Origin of the sequence: Parasulfuritortus cantonensis (assembly GCF_004337445.1) — a bacterium.
Lineage (GTDB): Bacteria > Pseudomonadota > Gammaproteobacteria > Burkholderiales > Thiobacillaceae > Parasulfuritortus > Parasulfuritortus cantonensis.
This window is the reverse complement of the sequence record NZ_SJZB01000024.1, coordinates 1-14,144: the sequence shown is the minus strand read 5'-3', so window position 1 is coordinate 14,144 and position 14,144 is coordinate 1. Positions and strand designations below refer to the sequence as shown.

Sequence of the window (14,144 nt, the reverse complement as noted above, 5' to 3'; positions counted from 1 at the left end):
TGGTGGTATGAGCCCTGGCTGCCCGCCTATCCGCCTGCGGCGGCCCCGACCCCGCCCAACCGCGACGCGGTGCGGGACGAGGTGGCCAAGAAGAAGTGCGACGGCGACTGCGGCTGCCAGGCCCCCTACGACACCTGCTACACCAATTGCGGCGGCCGCAAGATCGTCGAGACGCGCTGTATCGCCAACTGCCCGGCCAAGTGACCTAGCCGGCGCGGAGGTCGCGGATGCGCTCGTGGTAACGAGCGCGATAGAGCAGGCGGCGGCGCTCCGGGCTGTCGCTGAAGCCGTCCCGGGTATGCAGGACGTTGTTGCACAGCAGGCCCATGCCCGGCTGCAGCTTGAGGCGGAACCAGCCGAACGGCTGCCCGGCCAGGAGATCCTCGATGGCCTTCACGGCGGCCAGGGTGGTCGGGTCGTCCTTCCAGGCGATGCTCCTGGTCCGCGCCGTGTAGCGCAGGTGCAGGCCGCCGCTGACCGGGTCGACCAGAAACACCGGGCCCTTCTCCTCCGGACGCTCGCCGTCGACCTCGTCGACCCGGGCCGGAATGGTCATGGCGTCGGCGGCCATGAGGGCGCGGATGAAGTCCGGGTTGCTGTCGCGCAGGTGGATGTAGGCCAGGTCCTGGTCGAACAGCTCGTTCTCGCCGCCGTCCGCAGCCTCGCGCACGCAGTGCAGGGTCATGGCCAGGATGCGCCGGCTTTCCGGATTGTAGTAGCCGTCGGTGTGCCAGCGGATGCGGTGGTGGGTGTAGGGGATGTAGTCGCCACGCTTCTCGCCGCCCTCGTCGCGCGGCGTCAGGCTGGAGATGCCGTCCTCGTCCGCGAGCCAGTTGGCGTCGAGATGGGCGAGCCCGAACTGGGCCGAGAGCGCCCGCACGGCCGCCTTGTCCTCGGCGTCGCCCAGCCCGGTCGCGTAGACGACCATGTTGGTCCGTCGGACCCGGTCCAGGACGGCCCGGTACTCGGCGCCGGTGAGGGCATGCGGATCGCGCACCTCGACCACGAGATCCTCGGCCCGGCTCGGGTAGGCGGCCAGCTTGGCGTCGCGCCAGGCGCGATAGCCGGCGTCGTTGTCGGGATGAAACGGGCTTTCGTAGGGGATCATCTGAAGACCTCCGAGGCAGGCCGAACGGCTCGGTTCATGGCTCGGCCGACGCCATTTTCCCGCCCAGACGGGCATCCGGGCAAGCCTGTTCCGACCCGCTCGAGCACGCCGGGCAAACGTGGCAAACGGCCACCGTTGCGGCTATCGTTAGGACAAATCGGTCGCCTGCATGACGCGACCGGACATGAGGTGGCGGGTATGGAGACGCTCGTCGCCGGTGAACCCGATGACACGACAAAGAGGCCTCAGCCATGGACAACGAATCGGATGCCAGCCTGACCGCCCTGCTGGAACGGGCGGCACCGCATACCGCGGCGCGCTTCCCCCATGTCATCCGCCGCCTGGCCGGGACTTGGGCGGACCCCGAGGCGTGCCGGGCCTTCTTCCACTCCCTGCTGGTCGACGTCAGCCCGGGCCAGCAAGGTTTTCCGCTCGACGTCATGCTCGAGTTGATGCACCTGAGCGAGCATTACGAGATCGGCCTCAGCAACGACCGGGAAGGCGACGCCTGGTCGGCCAACGAACCCATGCTCTGACGGCCGTCAGGCCGGCGTGGGGTAGAAACCGTCCACCTGTTTCTTCACCGTGCCCAGGATCTCGGGCATCTCGATGTCCATGATCTGATCCTGGATCCAGGTCTGGTCCGTGCTCTCCATGCCTTCGCGGATCTGCAGGCTGAGGTAGCGGAGGGCCTGGAAGCTCGGCTTGTCGTCGGGAAAATCGTAGTGGGCGTATTCGGTCATGCGGTTGTTGAGCATGTCGATGTAGCCCTGCTGGTAGTCGTAGTCCGGATCCCGGGCCCCGCCGGTGACGTCGAGGATGTTGTCCTCCATGATCTCGGCCAGACGCACCCCGATGGCGCTCACCAGTTCGCCCCGCTTCCGGTCGTCCATGCGCGGGAAGACGACGCGATCGACGTAGTGCACCGCGAAGGCGGTCAGCTCGCCGATGATCTTGAAGCCGCGCTGCGGCGTGATGATGTCGTAGTCGGCCTTGGACAGGTTGTCGACGGCGCGGTCGGCCATGCGCCAGATGGTGGTGGCCAGGGCGGTCGCGATCTCTTCGGCCGGACGCTCGCCCTCCTTCTTGAACCAGACGGTCTTGACTCGGGTGGGGGCTGCCATATCAGAGCCTATGTCGATGGTGAACATGTCCCGCGCCGGTTGCCTGCGGGATGCAGCGCAAGGCACGGGGGACGAAGTGTAGTGATTCTCCACGAGTCGCCCGTAACGCAGCGATGCGCCCGCAGGCAGCCGGCCCTTCGGGTTGAGGCCAGGATCGGCGTCTGCGGCGTTGCGCCGCTTGCGAATGGAATGACCATTCGCCGCGCGACGCGCCTTGCATCCATCCGATCCTGGCCTCAACGCGGGGTATGTTCACCATCGACATAGGCTCTCATTCTCCGGTGGCGACGGGACGCGAGGGGTCGGTGATCCACTCGCTCCACGACCCGACGTAGAGCCGGGAGCCGGACAGGCCGGCGATCTCCATGGCCAACACGTTGTGGCAGGCGGTGACGCCGGAGCCGCACATGTGGATGACCTCCGAGGGCGCCCGGCCCTTGAGCAGGGCTTGGTAGTTCTCGCGCAGGGCCTCGGGCGGCAGGTAGGTGCCGTCCATGTCGAGATTTTCCTCGTAATTCCAGTTGACCGCGCCGGGCACGTGGCCCGCGACCGGGTCGAGCGGCTCGAACTCGCCGCTGAAGCGGCGTTCCGGACGCGCGTCCAGGATCAGTTTGTCGCCGCTCCGGGAGGCCCGCAGGACTTCGTCGGCGCCGACGATCAGGCTGGCTTCCGGCAGCTTGGCGCAGGAGGCATGGCCGTCCGCGGCCGGAATCTCCTGGCTGACCGGGTTCTTTTCGCGGACCCACTTGGGGTAGCCGCCGTCGAGCAGGGCGACGCCCGGGTGGCCGAGCCAACGCAGCAGCCACCAGAGGCGCGCCGCCATGGAGCCGAAGGCGTCGTCGTACAGCACCACCTGCTTGTTGATGCCGACCCCCCAGTGGCACAGCTTTCCGGCCAGGGCATCGATGTCGGGCATCGGGTGGCGCCCGGTCGCGGCACCCATCGGCCCGGCGAGGTCGTTGTCGAGATGAGCGTAATGGGCGCCCGGCACGTGGCCCTTCAGGTAGGCCTCCCGGCCTCCGTCCGGGTCGCTCAGCGAAAAGCGACAGTCGATCACCACCCAGTTCGGATCGTCGAGGTGACGCGCAAGGTGGCTGGTGGAGACAAGCGTGGTGTGGAACATCAGGGGAGTACTTCAAAGTGGAGGGTGGAAAACCGGGAGGCGGGCTCCCGGTTCTCGGCTCTCGACTCTGAAGCTCAGTAGCCGCCCTTGCCGTAGGGCTTGGGCAGACCGGCGACCTTGGAGGCTTGGCGGTTGGGCTGGTTCGGGAACAGCTCATAGAGCGTCTTCTTCCAGTCCACGCTGTCGTCCTCGTCGGTCAGCATGGCGACCATGTTGCGGAAGTTCGGGGTGTGGCCGTCTTCCTGATAGCGCTCGCGCATGAAGCGGATGACTTGCCAGTGCAGGTCGGTCAGTTCCTTGATGCCTTCGGCTGCGGCAATCACAGGGCAAACATCATCGCTGAAATTGGCTTCCAGGAGGAAGTTCTCGTCATCGCCTTCCAGTTCTTCGCCGTTCACTACGTATCCCACGGTTCTCTCCTATTTCCAAGCGTTGCAAAAAACTCGCGACCGATTCAGTCGATCGCTACTTCCTTAATTGATTTGTGGGGGACGAACAGGCCGCAGCCGTAGGCGCGGTGACGGCCCAGGCCCTGTTCCTGCACCTGCAGCGACTGCTCCAGGCTGACGTCGTGCAGCATCAGGCTGTAACCCCAGATCTCCCCCCGGGAGTGTGCATTTTACGCTTCTTCCCCGGGATCAGTCCGCATCGGATCGCCATTTTATCCAATTCCGCCCGTGCCGCTTCGAGGAAGGCCACCTCGTCCCCGGTACCGAAGTCGACCAGGGGGGCGTACAAGGTCGCGTACGGCGTCAGGGCCTTTTCCTTTGCCGCCCCGATCTGCAGCGCCCCGGCACCTGTCTCGATGCGCTGGCCGACCAGCGCCAAGGCGTCCGCGACCCGGTCGACCGGGAGCCGCAGCACCAGTTTGACGCGCCGGTTGATGACGAGATTCTCGTTGCGCCCGGTCGGCGCGCCGTGGATCGCGTGCACGCCGACGTCGGCCGTCTCGCGCAGCCAGGGCAGCAGACGCGCCAGCGCCTCGAACAGGGCGTAGCCGTGATCGGCGGGAATCTCGTTACCGGTCAGGTCGAATTGGACATCCTTGCAGCGCGCCACGTAGGCGTAGTCCTTGATCGCCTCCCACTCCGGGTTGTACATGCGCATGTCAGTCCCCGGCCTCGGTTGCCGCCGCACCCTCGGATGCCAACGGCGTTGCCCACTTGAGCATCTCTTCCGCCCAGTATTTTGCCGTCACCGGGTCGACATCGAAGATCGTGAAACGGGCACCCCGTTCGCGTATGCGCAGGCGCAGCATCGGCGTCCCGCCGGCCTCGTATTCCACCTGTTGCAACTCGATTTCCTGGTTGCCATAGGGATTACGGAATTTTGTCAGTGAATTGATCTGGTCCATAGCCGCAAGATTACTTTAGAATATGTCGGATTGCTAAATATTTGACAATATTTGTCAGGTATTAAACATTCCCGCCGAGGGAGTATGCAAACCTACCCGACCGGGTAGGTTTGTACCCCCCAAACGAAGAAGCGGGTTACCCCATCGGAATGATGGCCCGGAGCATCAGACGTCACTAATATGGCCAGACTGATCTCGTGCTGGCTTGAGGCCGACGGGTGGTGCAAAGGTAGTGACGACATATCGTTTCGCAAGACCTAAAGGAGAAACAGATGGCTAAGCAAATGTACGATACGCCGAATCTGGACGAACTGGAGAAGGGTCCCTGGCCCAGCTTCGTGACCGGCATCAAGCGGCTCGCAAAAGACAATGACATGATGGTTGACCTGCTCGGCCAACTGGAAACCTCCTACAACACCCGCTTCGGCTACTGGAAGGGCGGCACGGTAGGCGTGGTCGGCTACGGCGGCGGCGTGATCCCGCGCTTCACCGAGCTGAAGAACGCCGACGGCACCCCCAAGTTCCCCGAATCCGCCGAATTCCACACCCTGCGCATCCAGCCCCCCGCCGGCATGCACTACACCTCCGACCTCCTGCGCCAGATGTGCGACGCCTGGCTGGAAACCGGTGGTTCCGGCCTGGTGGCCTTCCACGGCCAATCCGGCGACATCATGTTCCAGGGCATCAAGACCGCTGACGTTCAGCGCTCCTTCGACAAGTTCAACGAAATGGGCTTCGACCTCGGCGGTGCCGGTCCCGCCCTGCGCACCTCCATGTCCTGCGTCGGTGCCGCCCGTTGCGAAATGTCCTGCTATGACGAAGCCCGCGCCCTGCGCACCGTCATCAACAACAACCTGGACGACATGCACCGTCCGTCCCTGCCGTACAAGTTCAAGTTCAAGTTCTCCGGCTGCCCGAACGACTGCGTGAACTCCATCCAGCGTTCCGACATGGCCACCATCGGCACCTGGCGCGACAGCATCCAGGCCGACGAGAAGCTGGCCCGCGACTGGATGGCCGGCCACAGCATGGAAGACCTGATCAACATGGTCGTCAACATGTGCCCGACCCGCGCCATCCAGCTGACCAAGAACGACGGCGCCGCTGCCGCCGAAGGCGTCACCAAGGTCGCCGTGTCCGACGCCAACTGCATCGAGATCGACAACCACAACTGCGTGCGTTGCATGCACTGCCTGAACGTCATGCCCGGCGCCCTGCTGCCCGGCAAGGACAAGGGCGTCACCATCCTGGTCGGCGGCAAGGGCGTGCTGAAGATCGGCGCCTCCATGGGCACCGTGGTGATCCCGTTCATGAAGCTTGAATCCGACGAGGACTTCGAGAAGCTGAACGATCTGTCCCGCAACATCCTGGACTTCTTCGCCGAGAACGCCCTCGAGCACGAGCGTACCGGCGAGATGATCGAGCGTATCGGCCTGGTCAACTTCCTGGAAGGCCTGGATATCCCGATCGACCCGAACATGATCGTCCATCCGCGTACCAACCCCTACGTCCGTACCGACGGCTGGGATGAGGAAGTGGAGAAGTGGAACGAACGTAAGGCCGCGGCCTAAACGTCCGGTTGCCTGACCCGGCGGGCCATCGGCCCGCTTGGGCGGCAAAGGATAGCGGATACCAGCATCTTAAAGTTTTCTGATCTCACCCAGTTGGAGACAAGAATGGCAGAACGTACTCACGACACCATCGAATCGGGCGCCCCGGATCCGATGCCGTACATGCACCCCGTCATGGCCAAGAACTATGGCAAGTGGGTCTTCCACAACCACCCGAAGCCGGGCGTGCTGTACCACAAGGCCGCCAGCGGCGACGAAGTCTGGACCGTCAAGGCCGGCACCCAGCGCCAGATGGACCACTACACCGTGCGCAAGCTGGCTGACATCGCCGACCAGTTCGCCGACGGCTATGTCCGTTTCACGACCCGTTCCAACATCGAGTACATGGTTACCGACGGCGCCAAGGTCGAGCCCCTGATCAAGGCCCTGACCGACAACGGCTTCCCGGTCGGCGGCACCGCCAACTCCGTGTCCATGGTCGCCCACACCCAGGGCTGGCTGCACTGCGACATCCCCGGCACCGATGCCTCCGGCGTCGTGAAGGCCCTGATGGACGATCTGTATCACGACTTCGTCAACTGCGAGATGCCCAACCGCGTCAAGCTGTCCACCTCCTGCTGCGAAATCAACTGCGGCGGCCAGGCCGACATCGCCATCATCGTCCAGCACACCAAGCCGCCCAAGATCAACCACGATCTGGTCGCCAACGTCTGCGAACGGCCCTCCGTGGTCGCCCGCTGCCCGGTCGCGGCCATCCGTCCCGCCCTGGTGAACGGCAAGCCCTCCCTGGAAGTCGACGAGAAGAAGTGCATCTGCTGCGGCGCCTGCTTCCCCCCGTGCCCGCCGATGCAGATCAACGACCCGGAGAACTCCAAGATCGCCGTCTGGGTCGGTGGCAAGAACTCCAACGCCCGCTCCCGGCCGACCTTCCACAAGCTGGTCGCCTCCGGCCTGCCCAACAACGCCCCGCGTTGGCCGGAAGTCGGCGCCGTGGTCAAGAAGATCCTGGACACCTACAAGGCCGATGGCCGTCCGTGGGAACGCATGAACGACTGGATCGACCGTATCGGTTGGCCCGCCTTCTTCGAGAAGACCGGTCTGCCCTTCACCAAGTACCATGTCGACAACTGGCGCGGCGGCCGTAGCAGCCTGAACGCGTCCGCTCACATCCGCTTCTGATGTTGATGCGTCCCGGGGGTCCCGTGCCCCCGGAGTTGCCGAGCAATCGGTTATCTGGAGTTAGGGATATTTAAATGAAGATCGGTGTACTCGTTAACGAAGGGCCTTACACCCACGAGGCCTCCGATAGCGCCTACAACTTCGTCAAGGCGGCTATCGAAAAGGGACACGAGATTTATCGCGTGTTCTTCTACCACGACGGCGTCAACAACTCGACCCGCCTGACCGAACCGCCGCGCGACGACCGCAACATCGTCACCCGCTGGAGCGAACTGGCCAAGGCGCACAACCTGGACATGGTGGTGTGCATCGCCGCCGCCCAACGGCGCGGCATCATGGACGAGAACGAAGCCAAGCGTCAGGGCAAGGATGCCAACAACATCGCCGAGGGTTTCCGGATTTCCGGTCTCGGCCAACTGGTGGAAGCCGGCATCCAGTGCGATCGCCTGGTGACTTTCGGCGACTGAGGAATTCGAGATGAGCGACGAAATGGATATGGAAGAAGGCGGCGTCATCAAGAAGTTCATGTTCGTGAACCGCAAGGCCCCCTACGGCACCATCTACGCCCTCGAGGGCCTGGAAGTGGTGCTGATCTCGGCCGCGTTCGAACAGGACGTGAGCATGGCTTTCATCGACGACGGCGTGTACGAGCTGAAGAAGGGCCAGGACACCAAGGAACTGGGCCAGAAGAACTTCTCGCCCACCTATCGTGCCCTGGAAGGCTACGACATCGAGAAGCTGTACGTCGAACGCGAGTCCATGGAAGCCCGCGGCCTGACCGAGGATGACCTCCTGGTGGACGTCATCGTCATGGACCGCGCCGAACTGGCCGCCAAGCTGGACGAGCAAGACGTCCTGATCAGCTTCTAAGGAGACGAGAACATGCTGCACATCGTCAACAAGTCGCCCTACGAGCGCAACTCCCTCGAGAGCTGCCTGCGTCTGGCGAGCAAAGGTTCCGCGGTCCTGCTGATCGAGGATGGCGTCTACGGCGCCACCAAGGGCGGCAGCTTCGAGGGCAAGGTCCTGGCGGCCATGGCCGACGTGAAGGTCTATGCCCTGGCTCCCGATCTTTCCGCGCGCGGCATGGCCGATCGCGTCCTGGATGGGGTGAGTGTCGTGGATTACGGCGGTTTTGTGGATCTGGTCGCAGAGCACACGAATTGCCAGTCCTGGTTGTAATGTTGAATTAATTAGGAGAACTACCATGCCTATGGTTGATATTGCTGGCAAGACCGTGGAAGTCGACGAAGAAGGTTACCTGGTCAATCTGGCCGACTGGAACAAGGATGTCGCCGACTACCTGGCCAAGGAAGAGAAGGTCGACATGTCCGAGAACCACTGGGAAGTCGTCAACTTCCTGCGTGAGTACTACGACGAGTACCAGATCGCCCCGGCCATCCGTGTGCTGACCAAGGCCATCGCCAAGAAGCTGGGTCCGGACAAGGGCAACAACAAGTACCTGTACGAACTGTTCCCCTACGGCCCCGCCAAGCAGGCTTGCAAGATCGCCGGCCTGCCGAAGCCGACCGGCTGCATCTGATCCAGGTGCCTGGCCGGCCCCACGGGCCGGCCACCACTCCCGGCTATGAATCCATAGCCGAGAGTCGAGAGTGGAGAAAACCGTCTCCATTCTCTACTCTCGACTGTACGTAATGAGGAACGAATGTCAGCCCTGACCGCTTTCTACATCGGCCTTTACTACGTCGCCGCGATCATTCTCATCGGCGGCCTGGCTTACCGGGTATATGAGTACGCGACCACACCGGCGCCGCTCAACATCCCCACCACCCCAGCGCCCACCACCCTGATGGGCGTGCGCTTCCGCATGTTCCGGGAAGTGGTCTTCTTCGAGAGCCTGTTCAAGTCCAACAAGTGGATCTGGATCTTCGGCTACCTGTTCCACGTCGGTCTGGCGCTGGTGCTGCTCCGTCACATCCGTTATTTCCAGGACCCGGTCTGGTTCTGGGTCGAATTCCTGCAGCCGTTCGGCAAGTACGCCAGCCTCGCCATGGTCGCCGGCCTGGCCGGCTTGTGGGCACGCCGCTTCCTGGTCGACCGCGTGCGTTACATCTCGACGCCGTCCGACCATCTCATCCTCGCCCTGCTGATCGCCATCGGCCTGTCCGGCATGGCCATGACCTTCGTCGCCCACACCGACATCATTGCCCTCAAGGCCTTCGCCCTCGGCCTGGTGACCTTCGACTGGCAGCCGCTGCCGGCCGACGCCCCGCTGCTGGTGCACCTGTTCCTGGTGGCTCTGCTGATGATCATCTTCCCGATCAGCAAGCTGCTGCATGTCCCCGGAGTCTTCTTCAGCCCCACCCGTAACCAGGTGGACAACCCGCGCGAACGACGCCGCCTGGCACCCTGGGCCGCCGCGCTGGAAAAGAACAACGGCTGAGCAGCGTCCAACCGGACATCGACTGTAAGAGAGTTAAGGAGCTAACGTGGCCGCACCCCAGTTCGAAGTACCCAAACTGTCGGATACCGCCTACACCGATGTGCCCAAGGTCCAGGAAGGATCGATGGGCCACATCAAGGCCTTCGTCGCCGGCCAGGGCCCGCAGGAATTCCTCGGCTATCCCTGGCAACTCGGTGACGACTGGAAGGAACGCGCCCTGGACCGCATGGGCCAGGTCCTGAAGAAATACCGTTCCGTGCGCGTCTTCCTGGACGCCTGCGTGCACTGCGGCGCCTGTACCGACAAGTGCCATTACTTCCTGGGCACCGCCGACCCCAACAACATGCCGGTGGCACGCCAGGAACTGATGCGCAAGGTCTACCGCCGCTACTTCACCCTCCCGGGCAAGATCGCCCCCTGGTTGGTGGGCGCCGAGGACCTGACCAAGGAAACCCTCGACCAGTGGTTCAACTACTACCACCAGTGTTCGGAATGCCGGCGCTGCTCGGTGTATTGCCCGTACGGCATCGACACGGCCGAGATCACCATGGCCGGGCGCGAGATCCTCAACTACGTCGGCTACGGCCAGAAGTACTCCAACGAGATCCTGGGCAAGGTCCAGAAGATCGGTAACAACCTCGGCCTGCCCGGTCCGGCCCTGGAAGACACCCTGGCCGGCCTCGAGGAAGACATCGAGATGGATACCGGCGTCGCGGTCAAGATGCCGCTCGACGTCCAGGGCGCCGAGATCCTGTTCGTGACCCCGTCGGCCGACTTCTTCTCCGAGCCGCACGTCGAGTCGCTGATCGGCTACGCCAAGGTCTTCCACGCCGCCGGCGCGTCCTGGACCATGTCCAGCCACGCCTCCGAAGCGGGCAACTTCGGCCTCTTCAACGGCAATTACGAGACCATGCGCAAGGTCGCCATGCGCATCCGCGACGCCGCCCTCCAGCTCGGCGTGAAGCGCATCATCGTCGGCGAGTGCGGCCACGCCTGGCGCGTCGCCTACGCCTTCTGGAACACCCTGACCGGCATCGGCTACGGCGGCGACGATCCGTTCTCCGTCGAACTGCAGAAGCAGCTCGACCCGCGCTACAAGCAGCCCACCCATATCTGCGAGTACACCTGGGATCTGATCCAGAAGGGCGTGCTCAAGTTCGACAAGTCGAAGAACGACCACCGCGTCGTCACCTTCCACGATTCCTGCAACGTCGCCCGCGGGTCCCGCATGGGCGACGAACCGGGCGGCCAGTTCACCATCCCGCGCAACGTCATCAAATCGGTGGTGAACAACTTCCACGACATGGCTCCGGAAACCATCGGCGAGTCCACCTTCTGCTGCGGCGGCGGTGGCGGCGTCCTGACCGACGACCTCATGGAGGTCCGGGTCAAGGGCGCCCTGCCCCGGATGAACGCCTACAACGCCGTGGCCCAGGAGCGGGGCGTCAACTTCCTGGCCCTGATCTGCGCCATCTGCAAGGCCCAGTTCACCAAGGTGGTTCCGTACTACGGGTTCGACATGAGCCAGGTCGGCGGCGTACACCAGTTGGTCAGTACGGCGATCCTGCTCGAACAGGATTGATTGGTTGAATTAGCCGCGGGCGACCGCGAAACAGATTAGGCGGCCTGGCCGCGCGATTTACGATAGGAGAGCGAAGATGTCGGTCACATCCAAGGACGTAAAGAAGACTGAAGGCGTAACCTGGCGTCGTTACAAGGACGGTCAGACGGAAGAAGACTACCGTTCCAACCAGGACAAGATTTTCCAGGCCGGCTGGACGCACAAGTGCCCGGAATACATGCTCTCCACGCCGCCCTGCCAAGGCTCCTGCCCGGCCGGTGAGGACATCCGTTCCTACCTGAACATCGTGCGCGGCATCGAGAAGCCGCCGGTCGGCGCCGACGGCAAGCCGACCATGCCGTGGGAAGAATACGCCTGGCGCCGCCTGACCGAAGCCAACCCGTTCCCGGCCGTCATGGGCCGCGTCTGCCCGGCCCCCTGCGAATCCGGCTGCAACCGCAACCAGGTCGAAGAGAACGTCGGCATCAACTCGGTCGAGCACTACCTCGGCAACTGGGCCCTCGAGCACAACCTGGCCTTCGCCCAGCCGACCAAGGACACCGGCAAGAAGGTCGCCGTCATCGGCGGCGGCCCCGCCGGCCTGGCCGCGGCCTACCAGCTGCGCCTGAAGGGCTACGGCGTCACCATCTTCGACGACCACGCCGAACTCGGCGGCATGATGCGCTACGGCATCCCCGGCTTCCGTACCCCGCGTGACGTCCTCGACGGCGAAATCAAGCGCATCGTCGACCTCGGCGTCGAGACCCGCCTGAACTGCCGCATCGGCACCGACATCAGCATGGCCGAGATCGAGAAGACCTACGACGCCGTGGTCATGGGCCTGGGCGCCCAGGGTGGCCGTTCGCTGCCGGTCGACGGCGCCGACGCCCCCAACTGCGTGACCGCCGTCGCCTTCCTGCGCGCCTTCAACGAAGGCCGCCTGCAGCACGTCGGCAACAAGGTCGTGGTCATCGGCGGTGGCGACACCTCCATCGACGTCGCGACCGTCGCCCGCCGCCTGGGCAAGATCACCAACGCCTCCAGCACCGACCTGCCCGAGATGGTCCTGGCCGGCCACGCCGCCCATGACGTCGCCTCCATCGCCGCCCGCCAGGGCGTCGAGGTGGTCCTCGTCTCGCGCGCCACCATCGACAAGATGGCCGCCAACAAGCATGAAATCGAGCAGGCCAAGGCCGAAGGCATCGAGATCGTCGGCGGCGTCACCCCGGTGGCCGTGATCAAGGGCGCCGATGGCCGTGCCACCGCCCTGCGCGTCGCCGAATTCGAGATGGTCGGCAACGAGACCAAGATCAAGGAAGGCACCGAGGTCGACATCCCCGGCGACCTGATCGTCTCCGCCATCGGCCAGGCCGTCGACTTCACCGGTCTGGAAGAGTTCAACAACAACAAGGGCCTGATCCGCGCCGACAAGAACTACCGCTTCCCCGGCAAGCCGAACGTCTTCGTCGCCGGCGACGTGATCCGCCCGCACCTGCTGACCACCGCCATCGGCCACGCCCGCATCTGCGCCGAAGGCATCGACGAGTTCCTGTCCGGCGAGGAAGTGGACAAGCGGCCCAAGGTCGACGTCCACCACTGGGACATGATCCGCAAGTGGATGGAATCCGGCCACGACTACCAAGAGCGCCACGGCCAGCAATGGGGCACCTCGGGCGACAAGGGTCTGCTGCACAACTTCGAGGACCGCTCCGGCCGCTACGTGATCCCGTCCACCGAACTGTTCCTCGGCCACTTCGCCAAGACCCCGCGTAACCAGCGCGGCGTCACGGTGCTGAACAAGGATTCGGCCCTCGGCAACTTCGAGGATCGTCTGCACGCCCTGGACGACAAGCAGGTCGTCGCCGAGGCCAAGCGCTGCATGTCCTGCGGCCTCTGCTTCGAATGCGACAACTGCGTCGTCTACTGCCCGCAGACCGCCGTGTTCAAGGTCAAGAAGAAGGACGGCCCGACGACCGGCCGCTATGTGGACACCGACTACGCCAAGTGCATCGGCTGCCACATCTGCGCCGACGTCTGTCCGACCGGCTATATCCAAATGGGCATGGGTGACTAAGCATGAAAGGCATGGCGAGACTGGGCCGACGGCTCCGCCTCGCCGCCCTGCTCGGGGTTTCCGCGTTGTTCGTGGCGCACACCCCGATGGCGGCGGCAGGCGTCGATAAACCTGAGCCGGTGATCGCGAAGGCGAAGACCGAGCACTGCATCCGGGATGAGGATTTCATGATCCGCCACCATCCCGACCTGCTGAAGCATCAACGCGACGACACCCTGAGGCGCGGCATCCGGTCGGGCGACTTCAGCCTGAAGCGGTGCATGGAATGCCACTCCAACAACGCCGCCGACCATGCCGCCATCAAGACGGACTGCGACAGCTGCCACGCCTACGCGGCGGTTCAGCTGGACTGCTGGGACTGCCACGCCAAGAGACCCGCCAAGGCCAAGGCGGCGCTGGAACAACCCGCTTCGCCGTCGCCCATGATGACCTCTGTACAACCGGGGGAACAGAAGCAATGAGCGAGCACGACAAGCACGCACAAGACAACGCCGACAACGGTCGGCGCGATTTCCTGAAGCTCGGTGCCGGCGCGGCCGGCGTCGCCCTGGCGCCGGGTGTCCTGCTGTACGGCATCAACGCGCACGGCCGTGCCCCCGACCAGCCGGCCTCCGCGAAGCAACGCTGGGGCATGCTGATCGACACC

Annotated in this window: 17 protein-coding genes and 2 pseudogenes; 13 read left to right on the top strand and 6 right to left on the bottom strand. The window is 64.1% G+C overall.

Annotated features, from left to right (window positions below; all coding sequences use genetic code 11):
* Positions 1-204: pseudogene (locus EZJ19_RS15825) on the top strand (hypothetical protein); the annotation flags it as partial.
* A 1-nt stretch (position 205) separates the two neighbouring features.
* Here EZJ19_RS15825 and EZJ19_RS06430 read toward each other — a convergent pair.
* Positions 206-1,108, bottom strand: a complete 903-nt coding sequence (locus EZJ19_RS06430; RefSeq protein WP_131445744.1) for a TauD/TfdA family dioxygenase — start codon at positions 1,106-1,108, stop codon at positions 206-208.
* Positions 1,109-1,359: 251 nt separating this feature from the next.
* Between EZJ19_RS06430 and EZJ19_RS06425 the strand changes: the two genes are divergently transcribed.
* The gene (locus tag EZJ19_RS06425; RefSeq protein WP_131445741.1) at positions 1,360-1,644 is read left to right on the top strand and encodes a hypothetical protein; all 285 of its coding nucleotides are present in this window, start codon (positions 1,360-1,362) and stop codon (positions 1,642-1,644) included.
* A 6-nt stretch (positions 1,645-1,650) separates the two neighbouring features.
* Here the strand turns inward: EZJ19_RS06425 and EZJ19_RS06420 are convergent, their stop codons facing one another.
* The 5 genes and pseudogenes from EZJ19_RS06420 to EZJ19_RS06395 form a co-directional block, all read right to left on the bottom strand.
* Entirely contained in the window at positions 1,651-2,232 is a 582-nt protein-coding gene (locus EZJ19_RS06420) for a glycosyltransferase family protein (protein ID WP_131445738.1), read from the bottom strand.
* Between the two features lie 271 nt (positions 2,233-2,503).
* Positions 2,504-3,355 carry a sulfurtransferase gene (locus EZJ19_RS06415; RefSeq protein WP_131445736.1) on the bottom strand — a complete coding sequence of 284 codons (852 nt, stop codon included), beginning with the start codon at positions 3,353-3,355 and terminating at the stop codon, positions 2,504-2,506.
* A 74-nt stretch (positions 3,356-3,429) separates the two neighbouring features.
* On the bottom strand, positions 3,430-3,765 hold the full coding sequence (locus tag EZJ19_RS06410; protein ID WP_131445735.1) for a TusE/DsrC/DsvC family sulfur relay protein: 336 nt from the start codon (positions 3,763-3,765) through the stop codon (positions 3,430-3,432).
* A gap of 44 nt (positions 3,766-3,809) precedes the next feature.
* Positions 3,810-4,456, bottom strand: a pseudogene (cas6, locus tag EZJ19_RS06400) (type I-MYXAN CRISPR-associated protein Cas6/Cmx6).
* A gap of 7 nt (positions 4,457-4,463) precedes the next feature.
* On the bottom strand, positions 4,464-4,709 hold the full coding sequence (locus tag EZJ19_RS06395) for a DUF6967 family protein (protein WP_131445727.1): 246 nt from the start codon (positions 4,707-4,709) through the stop codon (positions 4,464-4,466).
* A gap of 272 nt (positions 4,710-4,981) precedes the next feature.
* Here EZJ19_RS06395 and dsrA point away from each other — a divergent pair, with 272 nt between their 5' ends.
* The 11 genes from dsrA to EZJ19_RS15815 all read left to right on the top strand — a co-directional run.
* Positions 4,982-6,280, top strand: a complete 1,299-nt coding sequence (gene dsrA, locus EZJ19_RS06390) for a dissimilatory-type sulfite reductase subunit alpha (protein ID WP_131445724.1) — start codon at positions 4,982-4,984, stop codon at positions 6,278-6,280.
* Positions 6,281-6,385: 105 nt separating this feature from the next.
* On the top strand, positions 6,386-7,459 hold the full coding sequence (dsrB, locus tag EZJ19_RS06385) for a dissimilatory-type sulfite reductase subunit beta (RefSeq protein ID WP_131445721.1): 1,074 nt from the start codon (positions 6,386-6,388) through the stop codon (positions 7,457-7,459).
* Between the two features lie 74 nt (positions 7,460-7,533).
* Entirely contained in the window at positions 7,534-7,926 is a 393-nt protein-coding gene (tusD, locus tag EZJ19_RS06380; protein ID WP_131445718.1) for a sulfurtransferase complex subunit TusD, read from the top strand.
* Between the two features lie 10 nt (positions 7,927-7,936).
* The gene (gene tusC, locus EZJ19_RS06375) at positions 7,937-8,329 is read left to right on the top strand and encodes a sulfurtransferase complex subunit TusC (protein WP_131445715.1); all 393 of its coding nucleotides are present in this window, start codon (positions 7,937-7,939) and stop codon (positions 8,327-8,329) included.
* Between the two features lie 12 nt (positions 8,330-8,341).
* On the top strand, positions 8,342-8,641 hold the full coding sequence (gene tusB / locus EZJ19_RS06370) for a sulfurtransferase complex subunit TusB (RefSeq protein WP_131445712.1): 300 nt from the start codon (positions 8,342-8,344) through the stop codon (positions 8,639-8,641).
* A gap of 25 nt (positions 8,642-8,666) precedes the next feature.
* Complete coding sequence (locus tag EZJ19_RS06365) at positions 8,667-9,002, top strand: TusE/DsrC/DsvC family sulfur relay protein (RefSeq protein ID WP_131445709.1); 336 nt, start codon at positions 8,667-8,669, stop codon at positions 9,000-9,002.
* A gap of 123 nt (positions 9,003-9,125) precedes the next feature.
* The gene (locus tag EZJ19_RS06360; protein ID WP_131445706.1) at positions 9,126-9,863 is read left to right on the top strand and encodes a respiratory nitrate reductase subunit gamma; all 738 of its coding nucleotides are present in this window, start codon (positions 9,126-9,128) and stop codon (positions 9,861-9,863) included.
* A 46-nt stretch (positions 9,864-9,909) separates the two neighbouring features.
* Positions 9,910-11,445 carry a sulfate reduction electron transfer complex DsrMKJOP subunit DsrK gene (gene dsrK / locus EZJ19_RS06355; RefSeq protein WP_131445703.1) on the top strand — a complete coding sequence of 512 codons (1,536 nt, stop codon included), beginning with the start codon at positions 9,910-9,912 and terminating at the stop codon, positions 11,443-11,445.
* 76 nt (positions 11,446-11,521) lie between these two features.
* Entirely contained in the window at positions 11,522-13,498 is a 1,977-nt protein-coding gene (locus EZJ19_RS06350) for an NAD(P)-binding protein (RefSeq protein ID WP_131445701.1), read from the top strand.
* 2 nt (positions 13,499-13,500) lie between these two features.
* Positions 13,501-13,959: an Hdr-like menaquinol oxidoreductase cytochrome c subunit gene (locus tag EZJ19_RS15820; protein ID WP_165873492.1), complete on the top strand. Its 459-nt coding sequence runs from the start codon at positions 13,501-13,503 to the stop codon at positions 13,957-13,959.
* Positions 13,956-14,144 (top strand): twin-arginine translocation signal domain-containing protein (locus EZJ19_RS15815; RefSeq protein WP_165873491.1); only part of this gene is annotated, 189 nt, incomplete at its 3' end. The genes EZJ19_RS15820 and EZJ19_RS15815, both read left to right, overlap by 4 nt.

What these genes read in the sequence shown, in the direction of transcription:
- EZJ19_RS06350 (WP_131445701.1), top strand. Translation starts at nt 11,522, where the DNA reads ATGTCGGTCACATCCAAGGACGTAAAGAAGACTGAAGGCGTAACCTGG.
- EZJ19_RS15820 (WP_165873492.1), top strand. Translation starts at nt 13,501, where the DNA reads ATGAAAGGCATGGCGAGACTGGGCCGACGGCTCCGCCTCGCCGCCCTG.
- tusC (WP_131445715.1), top strand. Translation starts at nt 7,937, where the DNA reads ATGAGCGACGAAATGGATATGGAAGAAGGCGGCGTCATCAAGAAGTTC.
- EZJ19_RS06420 (WP_131445738.1), bottom strand. Translation starts at nt 2,232, where the DNA reads ATGGCAGCCCCCACCCGAGTCAAGACCGTCTGGTTCAAGAAGGAGGGC.
- EZJ19_RS06395 (WP_131445727.1), bottom strand. Translation starts at nt 4,709, where the DNA reads ATGGACCAGATCAATTCACTGACAAAATTCCGTAATCCCTATGGCAAC.
- tusB (WP_131445712.1), top strand. Translation starts at nt 8,342, where the DNA reads ATGCTGCACATCGTCAACAAGTCGCCCTACGAGCGCAACTCCCTCGAG.
- EZJ19_RS06415 (WP_131445736.1), bottom strand. Translation starts at nt 3,355, where the DNA reads ATGTTCCACACCACGCTTGTCTCCACCAGCCACCTTGCGCGTCACCTC.
- EZJ19_RS06360 (WP_131445706.1), top strand. Translation starts at nt 9,126, where the DNA reads ATGTCAGCCCTGACCGCTTTCTACATCGGCCTTTACTACGTCGCCGCG.
- dsrB (WP_131445721.1), top strand. Translation starts at nt 6,386, where the DNA reads ATGGCAGAACGTACTCACGACACCATCGAATCGGGCGCCCCGGATCCG.
- EZJ19_RS06425 (WP_131445741.1), top strand. Translation starts at nt 1,360, where the DNA reads ATGGACAACGAATCGGATGCCAGCCTGACCGCCCTGCTGGAACGGGCG.
- dsrA (WP_131445724.1), top strand. Translation starts at nt 4,982, where the DNA reads ATGGCTAAGCAAATGTACGATACGCCGAATCTGGACGAACTGGAGAAG.
- tusD (WP_131445718.1), top strand. Translation starts at nt 7,534, where the DNA reads ATGAAGATCGGTGTACTCGTTAACGAAGGGCCTTACACCCACGAGGCC.
- EZJ19_RS06365 (WP_131445709.1), top strand. Translation starts at nt 8,667, where the DNA reads ATGCCTATGGTTGATATTGCTGGCAAGACCGTGGAAGTCGACGAAGAA.
- EZJ19_RS06430 (WP_131445744.1), bottom strand. Translation starts at nt 1,108, where the DNA reads ATGATCCCCTACGAAAGCCCGTTTCATCCCGACAACGACGCCGGCTAT.